This window comes from Azospirillum sp. B510, from assembly GCF_000010725.1.
Taxonomy (GTDB): Bacteria; Pseudomonadota; Alphaproteobacteria; order Azospirillales; family Azospirillaceae; genus Azospirillum; species Azospirillum lipoferum_B.
This window is the reverse complement of sequence record NC_013854.1, coordinates 1,616,717-1,634,090: the sequence shown is the minus strand read 5'-3', so window position 1 is coordinate 1,634,090 and position 17,374 is coordinate 1,616,717. Positions and strand designations below refer to the sequence as shown.

Here is a 17,374-nt window from a genome sequence, read left to right as displayed (position 1 = left end):
GGATACGACGAGGCCCCGTCCGTTGTCCGGCGGGGCCTGCCTCGTGGAAGAAACGCTGGTCGATCCGATCAGCACGCACCACGACGCTTCCCGCCGAAGCGAGTCGCTTTTTTGGTCGTAGTGATGGTGATGGCCTTGCGGTTCATGACGTAGGTCTTATCCGAATGCGCAGGCTTTGTAAAGCGCCTGCGCATTCGCCCTTTCCAAGATTACCGGAAGCCCTCGCCGTCATGGTTGGGGTGGACCGGGTGTACGTCCCAGATCTCGCCGGCATACTCGCTGACCGTACGGTCGGACGAGAACCAGCCCATGTTGGCGGTGTTCAGGATCGCCTTGCGGGTCCATTCCTCCGGATCGCGGTACAGCTGCATCGCCGCCTCCTGGGCCCGGCAATAGTCGGCGAAATCCGCCGTCACCAGGAAATGGTCGCCGCCGTCGGTCAGCGCCTGGACGATCGGCTCGTAGCGGTTGCGGTCGTCCGGCGAGAAGGCGCCGGTGGAGATCATGTCGAGCGCCCGCTTCAGGCTGGGGTTCGACGCGATCACCTCGCGCGGGTTGAAGCCGCCGCTGACGCGCAGGTCGTTCACCTCCTCCGCGGTCATGCCGAAGATGAAGATGTTGTCCGGCCCGACATGCTCGCGGATCTCGACGTTGGCGCCGTCGAGCGTGCCGATGGTGAGCGCGCCGTTCAGCGCCAGCTTCATGTTGCCGGTTCCCGACGCCTCCATGCCGGCGGTGGAGATCTGCTCCGACAGGTCGGCGGCCGGTATGATGATCTCCGCCGCGGTGACATTGTAGTTCGGCAGCAGCACAACCTTCAGATTGTCGTGCACCGACGGGTCATGGTTCACCACTTTGGCAACGTCGTTGATCAGTTTGATGATCAGCTTGGCCATGTGATAGGACGGCGCCGCCTTGCCAGCGAAAACCTTGGTCACCGGGACCCAGCTGACCGTCGGGTTGTCGCGCATCTCGTTGTAGAGCGCGATGGTGTGCAGCACGTTGAGAAGCTGGCGCTTGTACTCGTGCATGCGCTTGACCTGCACGTCGAACAGGCTGTCGACCAGCACCTCCTCGCCGGTCTGGCGGGCGATATAGGCGGCCAGACGCTTCTTGTTCTTGCGCTTGGCCCGGCGGAACTCCTCGCGGAACACCACGTCGTCGGCCTTTTCGCGCAGGGCCGCGATCTGCGACAGGTCGGAGATCCAGCCGGTGCCGATGCGGGTGGTGATCAACTCCGACAGGGCCGGGTTGGCCTGCTTCAGCCAGCGGCGCGGGGTGATGCCGTTGGTCTTGTTGTTGATGCGGTCGGGGAATTCCTCGTGGAAGTCGGCGAAGACCGTCTGCTTCATCAGGTCGGTGTGCAGGGCCGACACGCCATTGACCTTGTGCGAGCCGAGGAAAGCCAGATTGCCCATGCGCACGCGGCGTTCGCCGCGCTCGTCGATCAGCGACAGGCGCGACAGCCTGGCATTGTCGCCGGCGGCCTTCGCCTTGGCGCGGTTCAGGAATTTGGCGTTGATCTCGTAGATGATCTGCATGTGGCGCGGCAGCACCCGCTCGATCATCCGCACCGGCCAGGCTTCCAGCGCCTCGGGCAACAGGGTGTGGTTGGTGTAGGCGAAGGTGGCGCGCGTGATCTCCCACGCGTCGTCCCAGCGGAGCGCATGTTGATCGACCAGCAGGCGCATCAGTTCGGCGATGCCGATGGCCGGATGCGTGTCGTTCAACTGGATCGCCGCCTTGTTGGGCAGATTGTCGAAGGTGGTGTGGTGTTGCAGATAGCGGCGCAGGATGTCCTGCAACGAGGCGGAGGTGAAGAAATACTCCTGCTTCAGCCGCAACTCCTTGCCGGTCTCGGTCGCATCGTTGGGGTAGAGGACGCGGCTGAGATTCTCCGACAGGATCTTCTGCTCGACCGCCTTCATGTAGGCGCCGTCGTTGAAGTGGCCGAAGTTGAAGTCGCGGGTGGCGCGGGCCGACCACAGGCGCAGCGTGTTGATGGTGTCGCCGCCATAGCCGACGACCGGCGTGTCATAAGCCATCGCCAGCACGCGGTCGGCATCGACCCAGCGATAGGCGCGCTCGCCCACGCTGTCGCGGAACTCCTCGACACGGCCGTAGAACTGGACCGGATACAGCACCTCCGGACGGGCGAATTCCCACGGATTGCCGAATTGCAGCCACTGCTCTGGATATTCGACCTGCCAGCCATTCTCGAACCGCTGTTCGAACAGGCCGAATTCATAGCGGATGCCATAGCCGTAGCCCGGCAGCCCCTGGGACGCCATGCTGTCGAGGAAGCAGGCGGCCAGACGGCCGAGACCGCCGTTGCCGAGTGCGGCGTCCGGTTCGGAATCGACCACATCCTCCATCGACAGGCCGAGCCGGTCGAGCGCCTGCCGGCATTCATCGACGATGCCCAGGTTCGACAGGCTGTTTGTCAGCAGACGCCCGATCAGGAATTCCAGGGAGAGGTAATAAACGCGCTTGGAATCCTCCTGGTAATAGCTGCGGGTCGTGTCCATCCAGCGGTCGACGACGCGGTCGCGCACGGCCAATGCCACGGTGTGGAACCAGTCGCGGCGCGTGGCGGCGCGGGCATCCTTGCCAACCGAATAGACCAGCCATTCCAGGAACGACCGTTTGAGGCCATCGACATCCAGGCTGCGGCGTTCGATGTCGCGAGATTTATATCGAGCGTCCATGTCCTGACTTTCTGCGTGAAAGGCCAATAGGAGCGGGCGGCTGGTGGGACGGCGCGCCAGACATCGGGAAAGTGTCCACTTTGTTGGTTAATCAAAGCTTTCCCCGGATCGAGCACACCGCCGTTTCGCTGTGGTAAAAGGGAGTAGGCTGTCGTCCCCTCCCCTTTTTTCCCGTCAACGATGCTTCACGAAACCGATCCTGTCCACTGCGATGCAGCACGCATCGGCATCCGCCCGGCCGAATTGGCCGATCTTCCAGCGCTGCTGGCGATCGAGGAGCGCAGCTTCGCGACCGACCGCATGACGCCGCGCAATTTCCGTTACGCGGTGGAGAAAGCGAAAGGTGTTGTCCTCGTCGCCTGCCGCCAAGCGGTGACGGGGCCAGGGCAGGCGGTCGGCTATGGCGTGGTGGCGTTCCATGCCGGGACGCCCTTCGCCCGCCTGACCTCCTTCGCCGTCGCTCCGGGCACGCGGGGACAGGGCGTCGGCCGCCGGCTGCTGGCCGCGCTGGAAAAGGCCGCCGCCGCCCATGGTTGTATCGGGGTGAGGCTTGAGGTGCGGGCGGACAACGCGGCGGCGATCGCGCTCTACGGGTCGGCCGGCTATCGCCGCTTCGCCATCCATCCCGATTATTATGAAGATGGCATGGCGGCGCTTCGCCTGCAAAAGCCGCTGGCGTTCCACGGCCGACCATAGCCACCGGGCATCACCGGGCTCTTTCGATGGTGGTAAGCCCGGCAAGCGCGGCCTGGACCGGAATCGCCGCGGTCTGCCACCGATGTCACTCTTTCTGAACCCTGCGGTGGAACATCCGCGGCGCACGACGCGTTTGACTCCCGACACGATCAACGACGGGCAACACCGGGACCGCCGCAATGACGCCACCGCCGACCGGATCGTTCCACCACACCCGTGACACGCATGATGGCGACCGCATGGCGGCCGCCCCGAGGGTGACGCCGGGAAAAGTGGCCAGGGTGCCCTGAACGCCCGGACCGAAAAGACAGCCACGACCGCAAAAGACACGTCAGCCCTTCGAACCGGCCGCACCGCTTGCACGCGCCGGAAACCTCAATGCCGTCCCCGCTCCGCTCCGCTCCGGCCCCTGCGGACGGAAAGCGCCGCCGCTCACCCGGCCGACGGGAAACGTATACAGACCGTGGAGGAAGGTAAGACCATGGCGTACTCGTTCGAAAACGAACTGATCCACTGCATGCCCAATCTACAGCGCTATGCCTGCAAGCTGACCCGCGACGCCAACGCCGCGGAGGACCTGCTACAGGATTGCCTGGCACGTGCCCTGTCGCGCCAACATCGTTTCGAACCCGGAACAAATATGCAGGCTTGGCTGACCACCATGCTGAAGAATCTGCACTTCAACAACCTGCAACGTGACCGCCATGTGACGAAAGTGGAATTGTGGGACGGCGCCATGTCGGTCGACGCGGCGCAGATGTCGAGGCTGGTGTTCAGGGATGTCGACCGCGCCTTCTCTTCGCTCACCCCCAGCCAGCGCAAGGTCGTGAAGCTGGTCGCCATCGAGGGGCGTCCCTATCAGGAGGCCGCCGACACGTTGAATGTCTCCATCGGCACGATCCGCTCACGCCTTTGCCGAGCGCGGGAACGGCTGAACACCCTGATGGCGACCTGATCGTTTCCGCGCCGCAACCATTATGCGCCCTCCCTATCGCTCCCCGCATATCGTTGCGGGGAGCGCACGCATGCGCGCCGTCATACCCCGCCACGTGGAAGATCGAAGCCGCCTGGCCCGGAATAAAATGATCCATATCATGGACGGCGACAGGGCCATGCTCCGAAAAATCCTTTGTGATCATTGCCAATTTTGCTGAATTTTTATTGAAAAATGAGATGCTATAACAAAATTGTCCCCATATTGTTAACTGATCATTGATAATTCTCGTATTGAATTTCCATTCACTGCAATTAATAAAAAATTACAGATATTCTTTAGTGATATTAATCGCAGAAACCCTTCGTAATCATATAAAATGAAGGTGATTGCCATGAGTTTTTTGGATCGCATCGGCATCGGACCGAAGATTTATTTCGTCGTTTTCCTTCTAACAGGACGCGGAAAAAGGCTCGTGTATGGCGTCCTTGCCTCTGCGGAGGCTCGAAATTTGGGCCTTTTGCACCCGCTTTGGTCGAAATCAGCGGGTGCACCCCCGGCCTGGAGCGCCCAAGGCCGCCTTTTGGGCGGACTCCGGGCGTGATTATGCCGCCGCCAGTAGCTTTGGCAGGCGGATCAGGTTGTAGGCGGCGGCGGTCAGGGTGAACATCCAGCCGACACGGGCCGTGCCGCGATGGCGGGTCTTGCGTAGCCCGGCCCCTTTGATCCAGCCGAACACCTCCTCGATGCGCTTGCGGATTCGTAGGCTGACTGCATAGCCGGGGTGGCGGGTGGTTCGGCCGTCGATGGCCGAGCGGCGGTTGCGGGTGTTCTGGGCGACGTGCGGGGCGGCGCCCAACTCGCGCATGTTCGCCACGAAATCCTTGGTGTCGTAGGCCTTGTCGGCGCCCACCGTGATGCGGTGGCGGCCGGGGATGGCCTCGACCATGGACACCGCCGCCTCGCGCTCGGCCAAGCCGGTCGCCGCGGTGAGCCGGACATTGACCACCAGGGCGTTCCGGTTCTCCATCAACGCATGACCCATGAAGGCCAGCTTCGCCGGCTGCCCGTTGCCCTTGCGGTACAGCCGCGCCTCGGGGTCGCTGGTCGAGGCATGGGTCTCGTTGGACCGCTTCTCGCCGTGAAAGTCGCGTTCGCCGTTGCGTCCCGGCCCCGGCGGCTCACCGCTGCCATCTTTGGGCCGGAAGCTCTTCACGCTGGCCCAGGCTTCGATCAGCGTCCCGTCCACCGAGAAGTGCTCGTCCGACAGCAGCGCTTTCACCTTCGGCTGGCCCAGCACGGTGGCCAGGAACTTGGCCGCCACATCCCCGGCCAGCAGACGCTCCCGGTTCTTGGTGAACACCGTCACGTCCCACACCGGAGCGTCCATCGACAAGCCGACGAACCAGCGGAACAGCAGGTTATAGTCGAGCTGTTCCATCAGCTGGCGTTCCGAGCGCACCGAGTAGAAGGCCTGGAGCAGCAGCGCCCGCAGCAGCTTTTCCGGCGGGATCGACGGCCGGCCGATCTTGGAGTACAGCCCCTCGAACGCCGGTGACATCACCTCCAGCGCTTCGTCCACGATGGCCCGGATCGGCCGCAATGGATGGGTCGCCGGAACCCGTGCCTCGCAGCTCACGTAGCTGAAAAGACCTTCGCTGCGTTCGTCCGAGCCCCGCATCATTCCCTCAACGGTCGCCTTTGCCCTCACTGGAGGGAATCACGACACGACAGCCGTGCACAGCCCTTTTTCCGCGGCCTGCTAAGCGCGGTGGCAATCGGCCTTTCGATCTATATGACCACCTCGTTGAACCGTGTGGATGACGACTATTCACTCCTGATCGCCAACGACATTCAATTCGCTCTGAAGCTTGAGAGGATGCGCGGCGATGTCGCCAATTTCGGACGACAGATGAATAACCTCCTGATTCTGCAAGATGCCGCCGATCTCCCCGCCCTGAAGAAGACGCTCATGGATATGCAGGCGACAATCGCGGATTCCAACGCGGTCGTCATGCGTCTCGCAAGGCCGGAGAACCGGGCGGCCGTCGCGCGGATGACCGACATGCTTGCCGCTCTCAGGAGCACCGTACCCGAAATCATCAACGCCAAGGAAAAGGGCGATCATGCCGGGGCTACGGAACTCTATGGCAAGAAGGGCCGGCCGCTGATCAGGGAGACATTTGATGTCACCGCCAAATTGTCCGACGAGGTGAATGGCGGTGTCCTGCGGTCATCCAGTGATTTGAGTGATCAGACCGATAGAATTACCACCAAGGCTTTGAGCGGCGTGCTGGTCGCGATCCTGCTGGGCGCATCCGCATCGGTCGTCATCGCGGTCTTTGGAATCCGCCGGCCGATCACCCAGCTCAACGGCACCATGGAACGGCTTGCCGACGGCGATGCGGCGACGGTGGTCGCCGGCACCGGGCGCCGGGACGAGGTCGGGTCGATGGCCCGCACGGTCGAGATCTTCAAACAGAACCTCATCCGCAACCGCCAGATGGAGCGGGAAGCCAGGGATGCCGAGGCGCTCGCGGCCGCGGAGAAGGCCAGGACGATGAACGCGCTGGCCGACAGCTTCGAGGCGAGCGTTCAGGGCGTGGTCGGCGCGGTGTCGTCGGCTGCCAACCAGTTGCAGAGCAATGCCGAAAACATGTCCTCGACCGCCGAGGAAACCACCCGTCAGGCTTCCGCCGTCGCGGCCGCCAGCGACGAGACGCTGAACAACGTGCAGACGGTGGCATCCGCCGCCGAAGAGCTGGCGAGTTCCATCAGCGAGATCGCCCGCCAGTTGGAAACCGCCACCCGGATCAGCCGGTCGGCGGTGGACGAGGCGCAACGCACCAATGCCACCGTCGAAAGCCTGGCCCAGGCGGCGGAGCGGATCGGCAGCGTCGTGCAGTTGATCCAGGAGATCGCCAGCCAGACCAATCTGCTGGCGCTCAACGCCACCATCGAGGCGGCGCGGGCCGGCGAGGCCGGCAAGGGCTTCGCGGTGGTGGCCAGTGAAGTGAAGGGGCTCGCCAACCAGACCGCGCGGGCGACCGAGGAGATCTCCGGACAGATCCTGGCCATCCAGAAGGAGACCCAGGGCGCCGTCGGTGCCATCCGCGGCATCGCCGACACGGTGCGCCAGGTCAACCAGATCGCCACCTCCATCGCCTCCGCGGTGGAGGAGCAGACCGCGGCCACTGGCGAGATCTCCCGCAACGTCCAGCAGGCGGCGCAGGGAACCGCGGAGGTGTCACGCAGCATCACGGGGGTGAGCGACGCGTCGCTGGAGACCGGACGGTCGGCTGCCGAGGTCCTTCAGGCGGCCGACAGCCTCGGTAGCCAGGCGCAGACCCTGCGGGATTCGGTGAACGCCTTCGTCTCCCGCATCCGCACGGCGTGATGCCCGCCAGTGGGAGGGCCAATCGGGAAGGGCCTCGCCGCGCCCGGATGAAGCCAGGCGGGGCCCTCCATCGGCGGATCAGCCATTCACCACGGTGCCGCCATTCGGATGCAGCACCTGGCCGGACATATAAGAGGAATCGTCGGAAGCCAGGAACACATAGGCCGGCGCCACCTCGTCCGGCTGGCCGGCACGCTTCATCGGCACGTTGCCGCCGAAGTTCTCGACCTTCTCCTCGTCGAAGGTGGAGGGAATCAGCGGGGTCCAGATCGGGCCGGGCGCCACCGCGTTGACCCGGATGCCGCGGTCGCTCAACGCCATCGACAATGACCGGGTGAAGGCGACGATGGCGCCCTTGGTGGCGGAATAGTCCAGCAGTTCGGGGCTGCCCTTGTAGGCGGTCACGGAGGTGGTGTTGATGATGACGGCCCCCTCATTCATATGCGGCAGGGCGGCCTTCACCATATAGAACTGGCCGAAGATGTTGGTGCGGAAGGTCCGCTCCAACTGCTCGGCGGTGATGTCCTCGATCGATCTCCGCGGATGCTGCTCGGCCGCGTTATTGATGAGGATGTCGATGCGGCCATGGTCGCCGACGAGGCGCTCGACCGCCTTGCGGCAGGTCTCCTCCTGACCGACATCCCCGCTCAGGATGGTGCAGGTCTGGCCCTCGGCTTCGACCAGCCTGCGGGTTTCGCGGGCGTCGTCATCCTCGTTCAGATAGAGGATGCCGATCTTGGCGCCCTCGCGCGCATAAAGCACCGCGATGGAGCGGCCGATGCCGCTGTCGCCGCCGGTGATCAGCGCCACCTTGTCGCGCAGCTTGCCGCTGCCGCGATAGGTCGGTCCGCCATCCGACGGCTGGGGCGTCATCGGCGCCTGATGGCCCGGCTGGATGCTCTGATGCTGGGGCGGCTGCCTGCTCTCCAGCTGAGCCATCGGCATTCTCCTTCTTCTGCGCCCGTCTCGGGGCGCGGGCTGGGCGAGTTGCACAATCACAACAGTCCCCCGCGCCCGGCGTTCCGTGCTTTAGGCCGCCGGAACATTCGCCGACATCGCCCTGTTACTTGGCCGGGCGACGCGAAAGAGGATGGCGATACCGGTTTGCTCGCCTCGAAGGGGAGCGATGATCGCGCCGTTTGTCGGACTGGTATGGCCGAGGATCATGCCCATAAGATGGGCCGGGCGTCCTTTCGGCCGAGCTTTCCGGAAACGGTGGAGCCACCGGACGTGTCACGGTTGATCGTGTCCCAGGGGAGAACCCCGGCGACCCATCCGGGAACGACAGAGATGAAGCGTGTGACGATGACCGATATCAACGCCTATCTGGACGGCGCTCTCGATGACCGGGAGCGTGCGGAATTCGAAAACGCGGTCGAAGGCGATCCCGACGCCAAGGCGTTGCTCGCCCAGCATCGCCAGCATGTTGATGAGCTTCATCGTCTGTATGACCCGGTGCTGAACGAACAGGTGCCACCGAGAATGCTGGAGCTGTTGCGCAAGCGGAACGGATAGCCCGCCTCTTCGGCCGCGATAATTTTCCTCCGTCCGCCGGCGGCTTGCGCTATTGCATGCGGCAGGTCCATCCTAGGGGGAAGGGCCGGTTCGGACGGATGAAGCATGGCGCCCAGACGAGCGGAACCGAGCATCCTTCTCGGTCCCATCCTTTATTTCCGTGGTGAGCAGCGCGACCGCTGGTGGTTGTCGGCCCTGTTCGTTCTGGACGGGGATGTCGAACCCGACGATCTGCGGGTCGATGGCGTCACCCTTCCCGTTCCCCCCCGCCATCTGATGGTCTGGCGCCGCCGCCATGTCTGGCGCTTCGACTTCGCCGTTCCCCGCGCCATGCGCGACACCGACGTCGTCTATGGCTTTCCCGATGGTCCCCGCTGGTCCGTGGTCGTTCCGGGGCGCCATTCGCTTCCGCGCATGGCCATTCTATACGGAAGCGGAATAATGGGCGGGGCCGGGCCGGACGCCGAATCGTCCGCCGCCCTCTGGCCCCAGCTGACCGCCCGGCATTCGACCGACCGCTATCACCTGTTGGTTCAGGCCGGCGGGCAGGTCGACGGCAATGCGGTGATGGCGTCGTCTCCCCAGGCCAACGCCCTGCTGTCCGACGCCTCGCGTCGGCTCGGCCCCGCGCTGCCCGGCGTGGCGGAGGAACTGATGGGCGCCGGCTTCGACCGCATGCTGCGGAGTTGGAGCGGTGCCGGGGCGGCGTTGGCGCTGGCCTCGATTCCCTCGGTGATGATGTGGGACGGCGCCGATCTCGGACGTCTGCTGGCCGGCGCCTGGGGCGACCGCGAGGAGGGCGACGCCACCTCGCGCAGCCTGCGCCCGCTGATGATGGCGGTCCGGCGGCAGACGCAACTGTTCCAGACCGGCTCCGTCGCCGATGCTCCACCCGACTGTCTGTGGGGATCGGCTTGCGGAACCCTGGCGCAGGGCTTCGTCATGGGCGAGTCGGGCCTGTTGACGCTCGACCTGTGGAGCGACCGCAACGGACGGCGCATGCTGTCCGAGCGCGGTTGGAGCGCCTTTGCCGATTGGCTCGACCGGTTCACCGACTGCCGTCACCTGATCCTGGTCAGCGGAGCCCCCCTCCTCAGCCCCGCCTCGGCGCTGCCGGGCCGGTGGGGCGGCATCCTTCCGCTCCGCTTGCGCAGCCGGCTGGGCGACCACTGGTCCGCACCTGGCCGCCACGCCGATTGGGAGCGGATGGTTAGAATGCTGGCCGATTTCTCCCGCCGCAGCGGCTGCCGCGTCACCATCGCCTCGCGCGGGCTGGGCGGGATCGCCGGCAGACCGGGGGGGGAGAGCGGGGCGCGCGGTGTCCTGCGCGGCGGCGGATTGGAGATGTGGCAACTCCACGCTCCCCCCTTCTCCGCCGCCGGACGCCCGGAAGGATGGGTCTCCCGTCTGGCGGAGCCGCTGTTCATCCGCCCGGACCACCCCCTGCCCGGCCACCGGTTCGAGATGCCGCCCTTCGCCGAGGACGGCCGGCGCCTGCTGCATGGTCCGGGCTGGATCGCTTGCAGCTTCGACGCCAAGGGCCAACTTCACGTAGGCTGGTGTCGTCCCGATGACGGCGGACGCCACGTCCAGGCCATCTGATGCAGATGGTGACTTAACAGAGTCTATCTCTGAACCCATCGCACTCTAGGACGCTACCGCCCCCGCTCGACCACGAACAGAAGCCCGGGAACCGGCACGCCCTTTTCCCGGCGCGGGGTGCAGGGCTCCATCAGACGGACGGTGAAGCCGGCGGCCTCGGCGGTCTCGCGGACATAGGACTCGGCATGGGCATAGCGCCGGGTCGCGCCGAGGACGAAGGACTCCGTGGCCTGCGTCTCCGGCCCGGCCGGCAACCGCTCCACCGTCGCGGCGAACCGTCCGCCCACCGGCAGGGCACGGGCCGCCGCTGCGAAAACCGGGACGAGGTCGCCGAGATAGACCAGCACGTCGGCGGCGACCAGAAGGTCCCAGCCGCCGGCCGTTCGCTCCATCGCCTCGACGACATCGCCGACGGTAAGGTCATCATAAAGTGCCCGTTGCCGGGCCTTCTCGACCATCCGCGGCGACAGGTCGACACCGGCCAGATGGGCGGCCAGCGACCTGAAGCTGACGCCCGCGAGCCCGGTGCCGCAGCCCAGATCGAGAATCCGCAACCCGGCGGCGGCGGGCATGAGCCGATCGACCGCCGAACGCAGCAGGTCCGGCGCCGCATAGCCCAGCTTGCCGACCAGATCCTGGTCGAAGCGGTCGGCGTAACGGTCGAACAGGGCGCGGACATAGGCGGCCGACAGGTCGGCCCCCTCCCCGGCCTCCAGGGCGGCGATCAGGCGGTCGATGGCGGCCGCCTCGTCCCCCTCGGCGATATCCCTGGCGTGACGGAGCGCGGCCAGCGCCTTCACCGGTTCGCGCAGCGCGAGCCAGCAACGGCCCAGCGCATGATGGACGGACGCGGCTTCCTCAAATTGACGGGAAAGCGGCTGCAACAGCTCGACCGCGGCCAGCGCATCACCCGACGCGGTCAGCGCCTCCGCCAGGGCCAGGACGGATTCGCTGTCGCTGGGACGCAGGGCCACCGCCTCCCGATACTCCTCCAGCGCCTCCTCCGGGCGGCCGAGGGCGCCAAGGCAGCGGGCGAGTCCGAGTCGCGCCGGTGCCGAATCGCTGCGATCGGCGGCGAGAGCGCGGAAAAGCGCATATGCGGCATCGATTTCACCGCACTGCCGCAAGGCGTCGGCCAGCATCAGCCGCCATGTCCAGTTGCCGGGATCGAGGATGACGGCGTGCTGGAAGCAGGCCGCCACATGCGACGCCGGCTCCTCCGCACCGCCGGCCTCGGCCAGGGCGGACCACGCCTCGCCATTGCGGGGATCGGTGGTGACGGCGACGCGGAACGCGCGGGCAGCTCCCACATGATCGCTGGCATAGAGCCGGTCATAACCGAACCGGAATATTTGATCGAGAGTGTAGAGATGCGGCTGGCCGCCGGTGGAGCTATCCGCGGACACGGATCGGTTTCCCCTGATATCGGGCTTCGGCCTGGGGGACGCCGCCGGCCCGGATCACCCGCCTCCGCCCGCCATCGGGCCGTCCCGGGCGACGCTGCGGCACCGTCCCTGCCCTGGCGGTCGACTCCAGGGAAATAGGGCGGCGGATTTTACTGCCCCATTATGCTGCGCCGCGCAAGGGGGGCGCGAAAATCCTTCCGACGTGTGATTCCGGCGACACGCGGTCGCGGTAGCCCCCTTTTTGCCCCTCTTCCGAAGGAGCTGCCGGCGAGGGCTCGCCACCCCAATCGATTTCGACAATGAATGTGTCAATTCAATGGCTTGCCGCCTAGATCGATAGACCTAAGCCATCGGTCCGATGCCCCCGTGTGACATCCAACGGGCGAAAGATGTGGTATTACCAGCTACCAAGCGGGTTGACGATAGATCAAATTTTTGGAAGTGTGACCCCGGCGCCCGATTGGGAGGCGTCGAACATCTGGGTAGGAGGCGGTCGCCGTAAGCGACTCGGTGACCGGAACAACGGCCCCGCGCGGGGGGTCAAACAGCCGCCGTATGACACGGGGCGACAGCAGAAGGAGGTTTGGGATGCGGGGACGAAATCAGCGCGTAGGCGCCACGGCGTGTGGACGCTTCGCACTGGCTGCGGGACTGCTGACGGCTCCCCTGGTTGCGCTGACCGCATCCGGCACGGCGCAGGCGCAGACCCAGACCAGCATCCAGGCCCCGTCGAAGGAAAGCTGCGTCACCCACGCGGTCGAGGCCGAACAGAAGCTCGGCATTCCGTCCGGGCTCCTGGTGGCCATCGCCCTGGTGGAAAGCGGCCAGGACGGTGCCCCCCACCCCTTCGCGATGAGCGTCCAGGGCCGCGCCTATTACGCCCGCAACGTCAACGATGCGGCCCGCCATCTGCGCGACAACCGCGGGCAGCTTCGCAGCAACACCTATGTCGGCTGCATGCAGCTGTCGGTCGGCACCCACCGGGGCGAGTTCCAGCCGGTCGAAAAGATCGTCGAGCCGCGCGACAACGTGTTCTATGCCGGCCAGCTTCTCGTCCGCTTCCATGGGGAAGAGGGCAACTGGAAGACCGCGATCTCCCGCTACAATGGCAGTTCCGGCCGTCGCGCCCAGGCCTATGTCTGCAAGATCTGGCAAAGCCTTTCGGAACTCGACAGCCAGAGCGCCAAGCTTCTCGCCTCCACCCGTTGCGAAGACACCGATCCGGTCAACGTCGCCCCGCGCACCCGGCGCAGCTTCCGCAACGCCCAGCAGGTCGCGGCCATCAACTGATCCCCGCTCCCCGATCCGGCATCCACGGCGATCCGTCCGGCGACAGCGCTGGCATCGCGATGCGTGATCGGGTAAACCCCGCCTCATGAACTACCGCCATATCTTCCATGCCGGCAACCCGGCCGACGTGATGAAGCACGCCGTGCTGGCGCTGATCCTGTCCCACCTGCGCGCCAAGCCGGCGCCCTTCTGTGTGCTGGACACCCATGCCGGCATCGGCCGCTACGACCTGACATCCGAAGCGGCCCGCAAGACGGCGGAAAGCGACGCCGGCATCGGCCGGCTGTTCGGCCATCCCCTGCCGCATCCGGCGCTGTCTCCTTATATGGAGACCATCCAGGCCCAGAACCCCGACGGTGTCTTGCGATGGTATCCCGGCTCCCCCCACATCGCCCGGTCCGCCCTGCGTCCGCAGGACCGCATGGTGCTGGTGGAGCTGCATCCCGAGGATGCCCGCGACCTGAAGGCGGAGTTCGCCGGCGATCGCGCTGTCTCCGTCCACAACGGCGATGCATACAGCGCGCTGAAGGCCCATCTTCCGCCAAAGGAGAAACGCGGGCTGGTCCTGATCGATCCGCCCTTCGAACAGCCGGATGAATTCGCCCGCATGGCCGAGGGGCTGGCCCAGGCGCACCGCCGCTGGTCGACCGGCATCTTCGCCCTGTGGTATCCGATCAAGGAACGCGCCGCGGTCTGGCGCTTCCAGGATGCGGTGGAAAAGACCGGCATCCCCAAGGTGCTGATCGCCGAACTGACCTGGCATCCAGAGGACACCCACCTGCGGCTGAATGGCTCCGGCCTGCTGATCGTCAACGCCCCCTGGAAGCTGGATGAGACGCTGAGGGAGATGCTGCCGGCCCTGCATCAGGCGCTGCCCACCACAGGCGGTGGCGCGGCGGTGAGCTGGCTGACGCCGGAGGCAGTGTAGGCCCGGACTCCGATCAAACAAAAACCCCGGCTCTTACGGGCCGGGGTCCAGTCAAGATGGAGTCCAGTCGCCAACAGAGGCGCATCGCTCAGAACCGGCGCTCCGCCTGTTGGGCGGCGCCTTCAAGACGGGCGTTCAGCTTGCCGATGGCGGTATTCGCGGTGTTCGCCGAGAGTTCGGAGATTTTGGCCCCCCGGCTGAGGAACAGTTCCATGGTTTCCGTCAGCATCCGGCTCTGTGCCGCATAGAAATCCGGAACGCTGCGGCTGCGCATCAGCGCGTTGACGCCTTCCGCATGCCGGGTCGCGATCTCCTGCGCCAGCCCGGTCCATTCGCGCCAGGCGGCCTGGAATCCATCGGCCAGGACATTGCCGCACTGAACCATGACATCCATGGTTTCCCGTGTCTGGCTGGCGACCTGCCCCTGGGCTTCCTTGGACAGCCCCAGCGCATGCTGGACCTGCTCCGCCGTCCGGCCGGCGGCATCGTTGACGGATTCCGCCGCCTTACGGCTGGCATCCAGGCCGGCATCGGCGACGCGGCGGCCGGTCTCCGCCGAATTCTGGCCGATCGAGCGGACGGCGTCGGCGGCGCGGCGGGTGGTGGCCTCGCCGGCACGCGTCATATCCTCCACCGTTCCTTTCGTCAGGGCGGCGGCTTCACGCACGCTGGTCGTGGTGTCCTTGTCCGTAGCCATGCGGAGTGCTCCTCGAATAAGGTCGTCCGGGTTGGGCACGCTTTTCCCAGAGCTTGCGCCCGTCATTTTGCCGCACCGCCGAACGAGTACGGTTCTATAACACCCGGAAAGCAAATTATTCCAGGGCGCAAAATAACAGCATCACATCCCTTCTTTCGAGGTACACGAAATCTCGAAACAGAACTGCCTTTTTGATGAAACAGTTCTTCCAGGTTTCCGAGAATATCCGATTAGAAATCTCGGATTTATCGGCTCTTATTCCCCAATCTGGCCAGAATTTCTCCGGCGATGCCCCGACGGAAGACCAGAACGCAGGCGACGAAGATGCAACCGATCACCACCGGGACCGGCAGGCTGGTCGCCGCCAGATAATTCTCCAGCGTCACCACCAGCGCGGCACCGATGACCGGGCCGCTCAACGTGCCCATGCCGCCGAGCAGCGTCATCAGCACGACCTCGCCCGACATCTGCCAGGTGACGTCGGTCAGCGTCGCCAACTGGAAGACGATCGCCTTGGTCCCGCCGGCCAGCCCGGCCAGGGACGCCGACAGGATGAAGGCCAGCAGCTTGTAGCGGTCGGTGCGGTATCCCAGCGAGATGGCGCGCGGCTCATTCTCGCGGATCGCCTTCAAGACCTGTCCGAAGGGGGATTGCACCGTCCGCCAGATGATGGCGAAGCCGATCAGGAAGATGCCCAGCACCGTGTAATACATCGCCAGCGGGTTGTTCAGGTCGAAGACGCCGAACAGGACGCCGCGCGGAACCGCCTGGATGCCATCCTCGCCATGGGTGAAGGGCAACTGCAACGCCAGGAAATAGACCATCTGGCTCAGCGCCAGTGTGATCATGGCGAAATAGATGCCCTGCCGGCGGATGGCGATGCCGCCGAACAGCAGCCCGAGAAAGGCCGAAGCCGCGGTGCCCAGCAGAATCCCGAGTTCCGGCGGCACCCCCCACATCTTCACCGTATGGGCGGTGACATAGGCGGCGCTGCCGAAAAAGGCGGCGTGGCCGAAGCTGAGCAGACCGCCGAAGCCGATCAGCAGATTGAAGGCGCAGGCGAACAGGGCGAAGCACAGCACCTTCATCAGGAAGACGGGATAGAGCAGGAACGGTACGGCCAGCAGGACCAGCAGGGCCGCCAGCGCGACGATCCTCGCCATCGTCGGCCCGGTCGCGCCGGTCACCATGTTGGGGGCCGCGCCGGAGGATGCCGCCGCGGCCGCCCGGCCGCCGCCGCTCGGGGTATGAAGGCTCATGGCGCTCACCTCTCCCGTCCGAACAGGCCTGCGGGCTTGATCATCAGCACCACCGCCATGATGACGAAGACAACGATGTTCGATGCCTCAGGGTAGAAAACCTTGGTCAACCCCTCCAGCAGCCCCAATCCATAGCCGGTCAGCACGGCGCCCAGGATCGAGCCCATGCCGCCGATCACCACCACCGCGAACACCACGATGATCAGGTTCGATCCCATCAGCGGCGACACCTGATAGATCGGGGCGGCCAGCACGCCGGCCAGCCCGGCCAGCGCCACGCCGAAGGCATAGGTCAGCGTGACCATCCGCGGCACATTGATGCCGAAGGCCTGGACCAGCACCGGATTTTCCGTCGCCGCCCGCAGATAGGCGCCCAGCTTCGTCTTCTCGATGGCGAGCCAGGTGCTGACGCAGACGACCAGCGAGGCGACGACCACCCAGCCGCGATAGTTGGGCAGGAACATGAACCCCAGATTCTGCCCGCCCCTCAGCGCATCGGGGATCGGGTAGGGTTGGCCCGACACACCATATTGGTGGCGGAACGCCCCTTCGACGATCAGCGCCAGACCGAAGGTCAGCAGCAGCCCATAGAGATGATCAAGCTTGTAAAGCCGCGACAGCAGCGTCCTTTCCAGCACCACCCCGAACAGTCCGACGATCAGCGGCGCCACCAGCAAAGCCGGCCAATAGCCGATGCCGAACTGGGTCAGCAGGAGCCATGCCACGAAGGCGCCCATCATATAAAGGGCGCCGTGGGCGAAGTTGATGACGTTCAACATGCCGAAGATCACCGCCAGCCCAAGACTGAGCAGCGCATAAAACGATCCGTTGATCAGCCCCAGCAGGAGCTGGCCGAACAGCGCCTGGGGCGGAATGCCGAAAATCGTTCCCATCATCTGGGTCGCTCTCCCCGGCGGTATCGCCGCCGCGGTTTCGGTCCGA

The 17,374-nt window shown here is 65.2% G+C and carries 15 protein-coding genes; 7 read left to right on the top strand and 8 right to left on the bottom strand.

Translation table 11 applies throughout. The features are described 5' to 3' along the window. Window positions 1-209: 209 nt before the first annotated feature. On the bottom strand, window positions 210-2,708 hold the full coding sequence (locus AZL_RS07560; protein ID WP_012974037.1) for a glycogen/starch/alpha-glucan phosphorylase: 2,499 nt from the start codon (window positions 2,706-2,708) through the stop codon (window positions 210-212). 180 nt (window positions 2,709-2,888) lie between these two features. Here AZL_RS07560 and AZL_RS07555 point away from each other — a divergent pair, with 180 nt between their 5' ends. Then, the gene (locus tag AZL_RS07555) at window positions 2,889-3,404 is read left to right on the top strand and encodes a GNAT family N-acetyltransferase (protein WP_012974036.1); all 516 of its coding nucleotides are present in this window, start codon (window positions 2,889-2,891) and stop codon (window positions 3,402-3,404) included. 481 nt (window positions 3,405-3,885) lie between these two features. Next, entirely contained in the window at window positions 3,886-4,359 is a 474-nt protein-coding gene (locus AZL_RS07550) for a sigma-70 family RNA polymerase sigma factor (protein ID WP_042442780.1), read from the top strand. Window positions 4,360-4,942: 583 nt separating this feature from the next. On the opposite strand, the gene AZL_RS07545 is transcribed toward AZL_RS07550, so the two are convergent. Together AZL_RS07545 and AZL_RS36900 are read right to left on the bottom strand one after the other, a co-directional pair. Next, window positions 4,943-6,019, bottom strand: coding sequence for an IS5-like element ISAzs10 family transposase (locus AZL_RS07545; protein WP_012973766.1), 1,077 nt, complete (start codon window positions 6,017-6,019; stop codon window positions 4,943-4,945). Window positions 6,020-6,169: 150 nt separating this feature from the next. Next, the gene (locus tag AZL_RS36900; RefSeq protein WP_247894317.1) at window positions 6,170-6,466 is read right to left on the bottom strand and encodes a hypothetical protein; all 297 of its coding nucleotides are present in this window, start codon (window positions 6,464-6,466) and stop codon (window positions 6,170-6,172) included. A 117-nt stretch (window positions 6,467-6,583) separates the two neighbouring features. Here AZL_RS36900 and AZL_RS07540 point away from each other — a divergent pair, with 117 nt between their 5' ends. Next, on the top strand, window positions 6,584-7,735 hold the full coding sequence (locus AZL_RS07540; RefSeq protein WP_247894316.1) for a methyl-accepting chemotaxis protein: 1,152 nt from the start codon (window positions 6,584-6,586) through the stop codon (window positions 7,733-7,735). A 78-nt stretch (window positions 7,736-7,813) separates the two neighbouring features. On the opposite strand, the gene AZL_RS07535 is transcribed toward AZL_RS07540, so the two are convergent. Then, on the bottom strand, window positions 7,814-8,674 hold the full coding sequence (locus AZL_RS07535; protein ID WP_042442778.1) for an SDR family oxidoreductase: 861 nt from the start codon (window positions 8,672-8,674) through the stop codon (window positions 7,814-7,816). Between the two features lie 351 nt (window positions 8,675-9,025). On the opposite strand from AZL_RS07535, the gene AZL_RS07530 reads away from it, so the two are divergent. Next, a complete protein-coding gene (locus tag AZL_RS07530; RefSeq protein WP_042442777.1) occupies window positions 9,026-9,250 on the top strand; it encodes an anti-sigma factor family protein in 225 nt (74 codons plus the stop codon). Window positions 9,251-9,355: 105 nt separating this feature from the next. Beyond that, complete coding sequence (locus tag AZL_RS07525) at window positions 9,356-10,852, top strand: hypothetical protein (protein ID WP_012974032.1); 1,497 nt, start codon at window positions 9,356-9,358, stop codon at window positions 10,850-10,852. A gap of 53 nt (window positions 10,853-10,905) precedes the next feature. Here AZL_RS07525 and AZL_RS07520 read toward each other — a convergent pair whose 3' ends face one another. Beyond that, window positions 10,906-12,258, bottom strand: coding sequence for a tetratricopeptide repeat protein (locus tag AZL_RS07520; RefSeq protein WP_012974031.1), 1,353 nt, complete (start codon window positions 12,256-12,258; stop codon window positions 10,906-10,908). 588 nt (window positions 12,259-12,846) lie between these two features. Here AZL_RS07520 and AZL_RS07515 point away from each other — a divergent pair. Next, window positions 12,847-13,548 carry a transglycosylase SLT domain-containing protein gene (locus tag AZL_RS07515; RefSeq protein WP_042442776.1) on the top strand — a complete coding sequence of 234 codons (702 nt, stop codon included), beginning with the start codon at window positions 12,847-12,849 and terminating at the stop codon, window positions 13,546-13,548. Between the two features lie 85 nt (window positions 13,549-13,633). Further along, window positions 13,634-14,476: a 23S rRNA (adenine(2030)-N(6))-methyltransferase RlmJ gene (locus AZL_RS07510; RefSeq protein ID WP_012974029.1), complete on the top strand. Its 843-nt coding sequence runs from the start codon at window positions 13,634-13,636 to the stop codon at window positions 14,474-14,476. A gap of 88 nt (window positions 14,477-14,564) precedes the next feature. Here AZL_RS07510 and AZL_RS07505 read toward each other — a convergent pair whose 3' ends face one another. The 3 genes from AZL_RS07505 to AZL_RS07495 all read right to left on the bottom strand — a co-directional run bounded on the left by AZL_RS07505 (window position 14,565) and on the right by AZL_RS07495 (window position 17,325). After that, on the bottom strand, window positions 14,565-15,173 hold the full coding sequence (locus AZL_RS07505) for a phasin family protein (RefSeq protein ID WP_042442775.1): 609 nt from the start codon (window positions 15,171-15,173) through the stop codon (window positions 14,565-14,567). A gap of 245 nt (window positions 15,174-15,418) precedes the next feature. Next, window positions 15,419-16,432, bottom strand: a complete 1,014-nt coding sequence (locus tag AZL_RS07500; protein WP_042442774.1) for a branched-chain amino acid ABC transporter permease — start codon at window positions 16,430-16,432, stop codon at window positions 15,419-15,421. 5 nt (window positions 16,433-16,437) lie between these two features. After that, window positions 16,438-17,325, bottom strand: coding sequence for a branched-chain amino acid ABC transporter permease (locus tag AZL_RS07495; RefSeq protein ID WP_012974026.1), 888 nt, complete (start codon window positions 17,323-17,325; stop codon window positions 16,438-16,440). Window positions 17,326-17,374 lie beyond the last annotated feature (49 nt).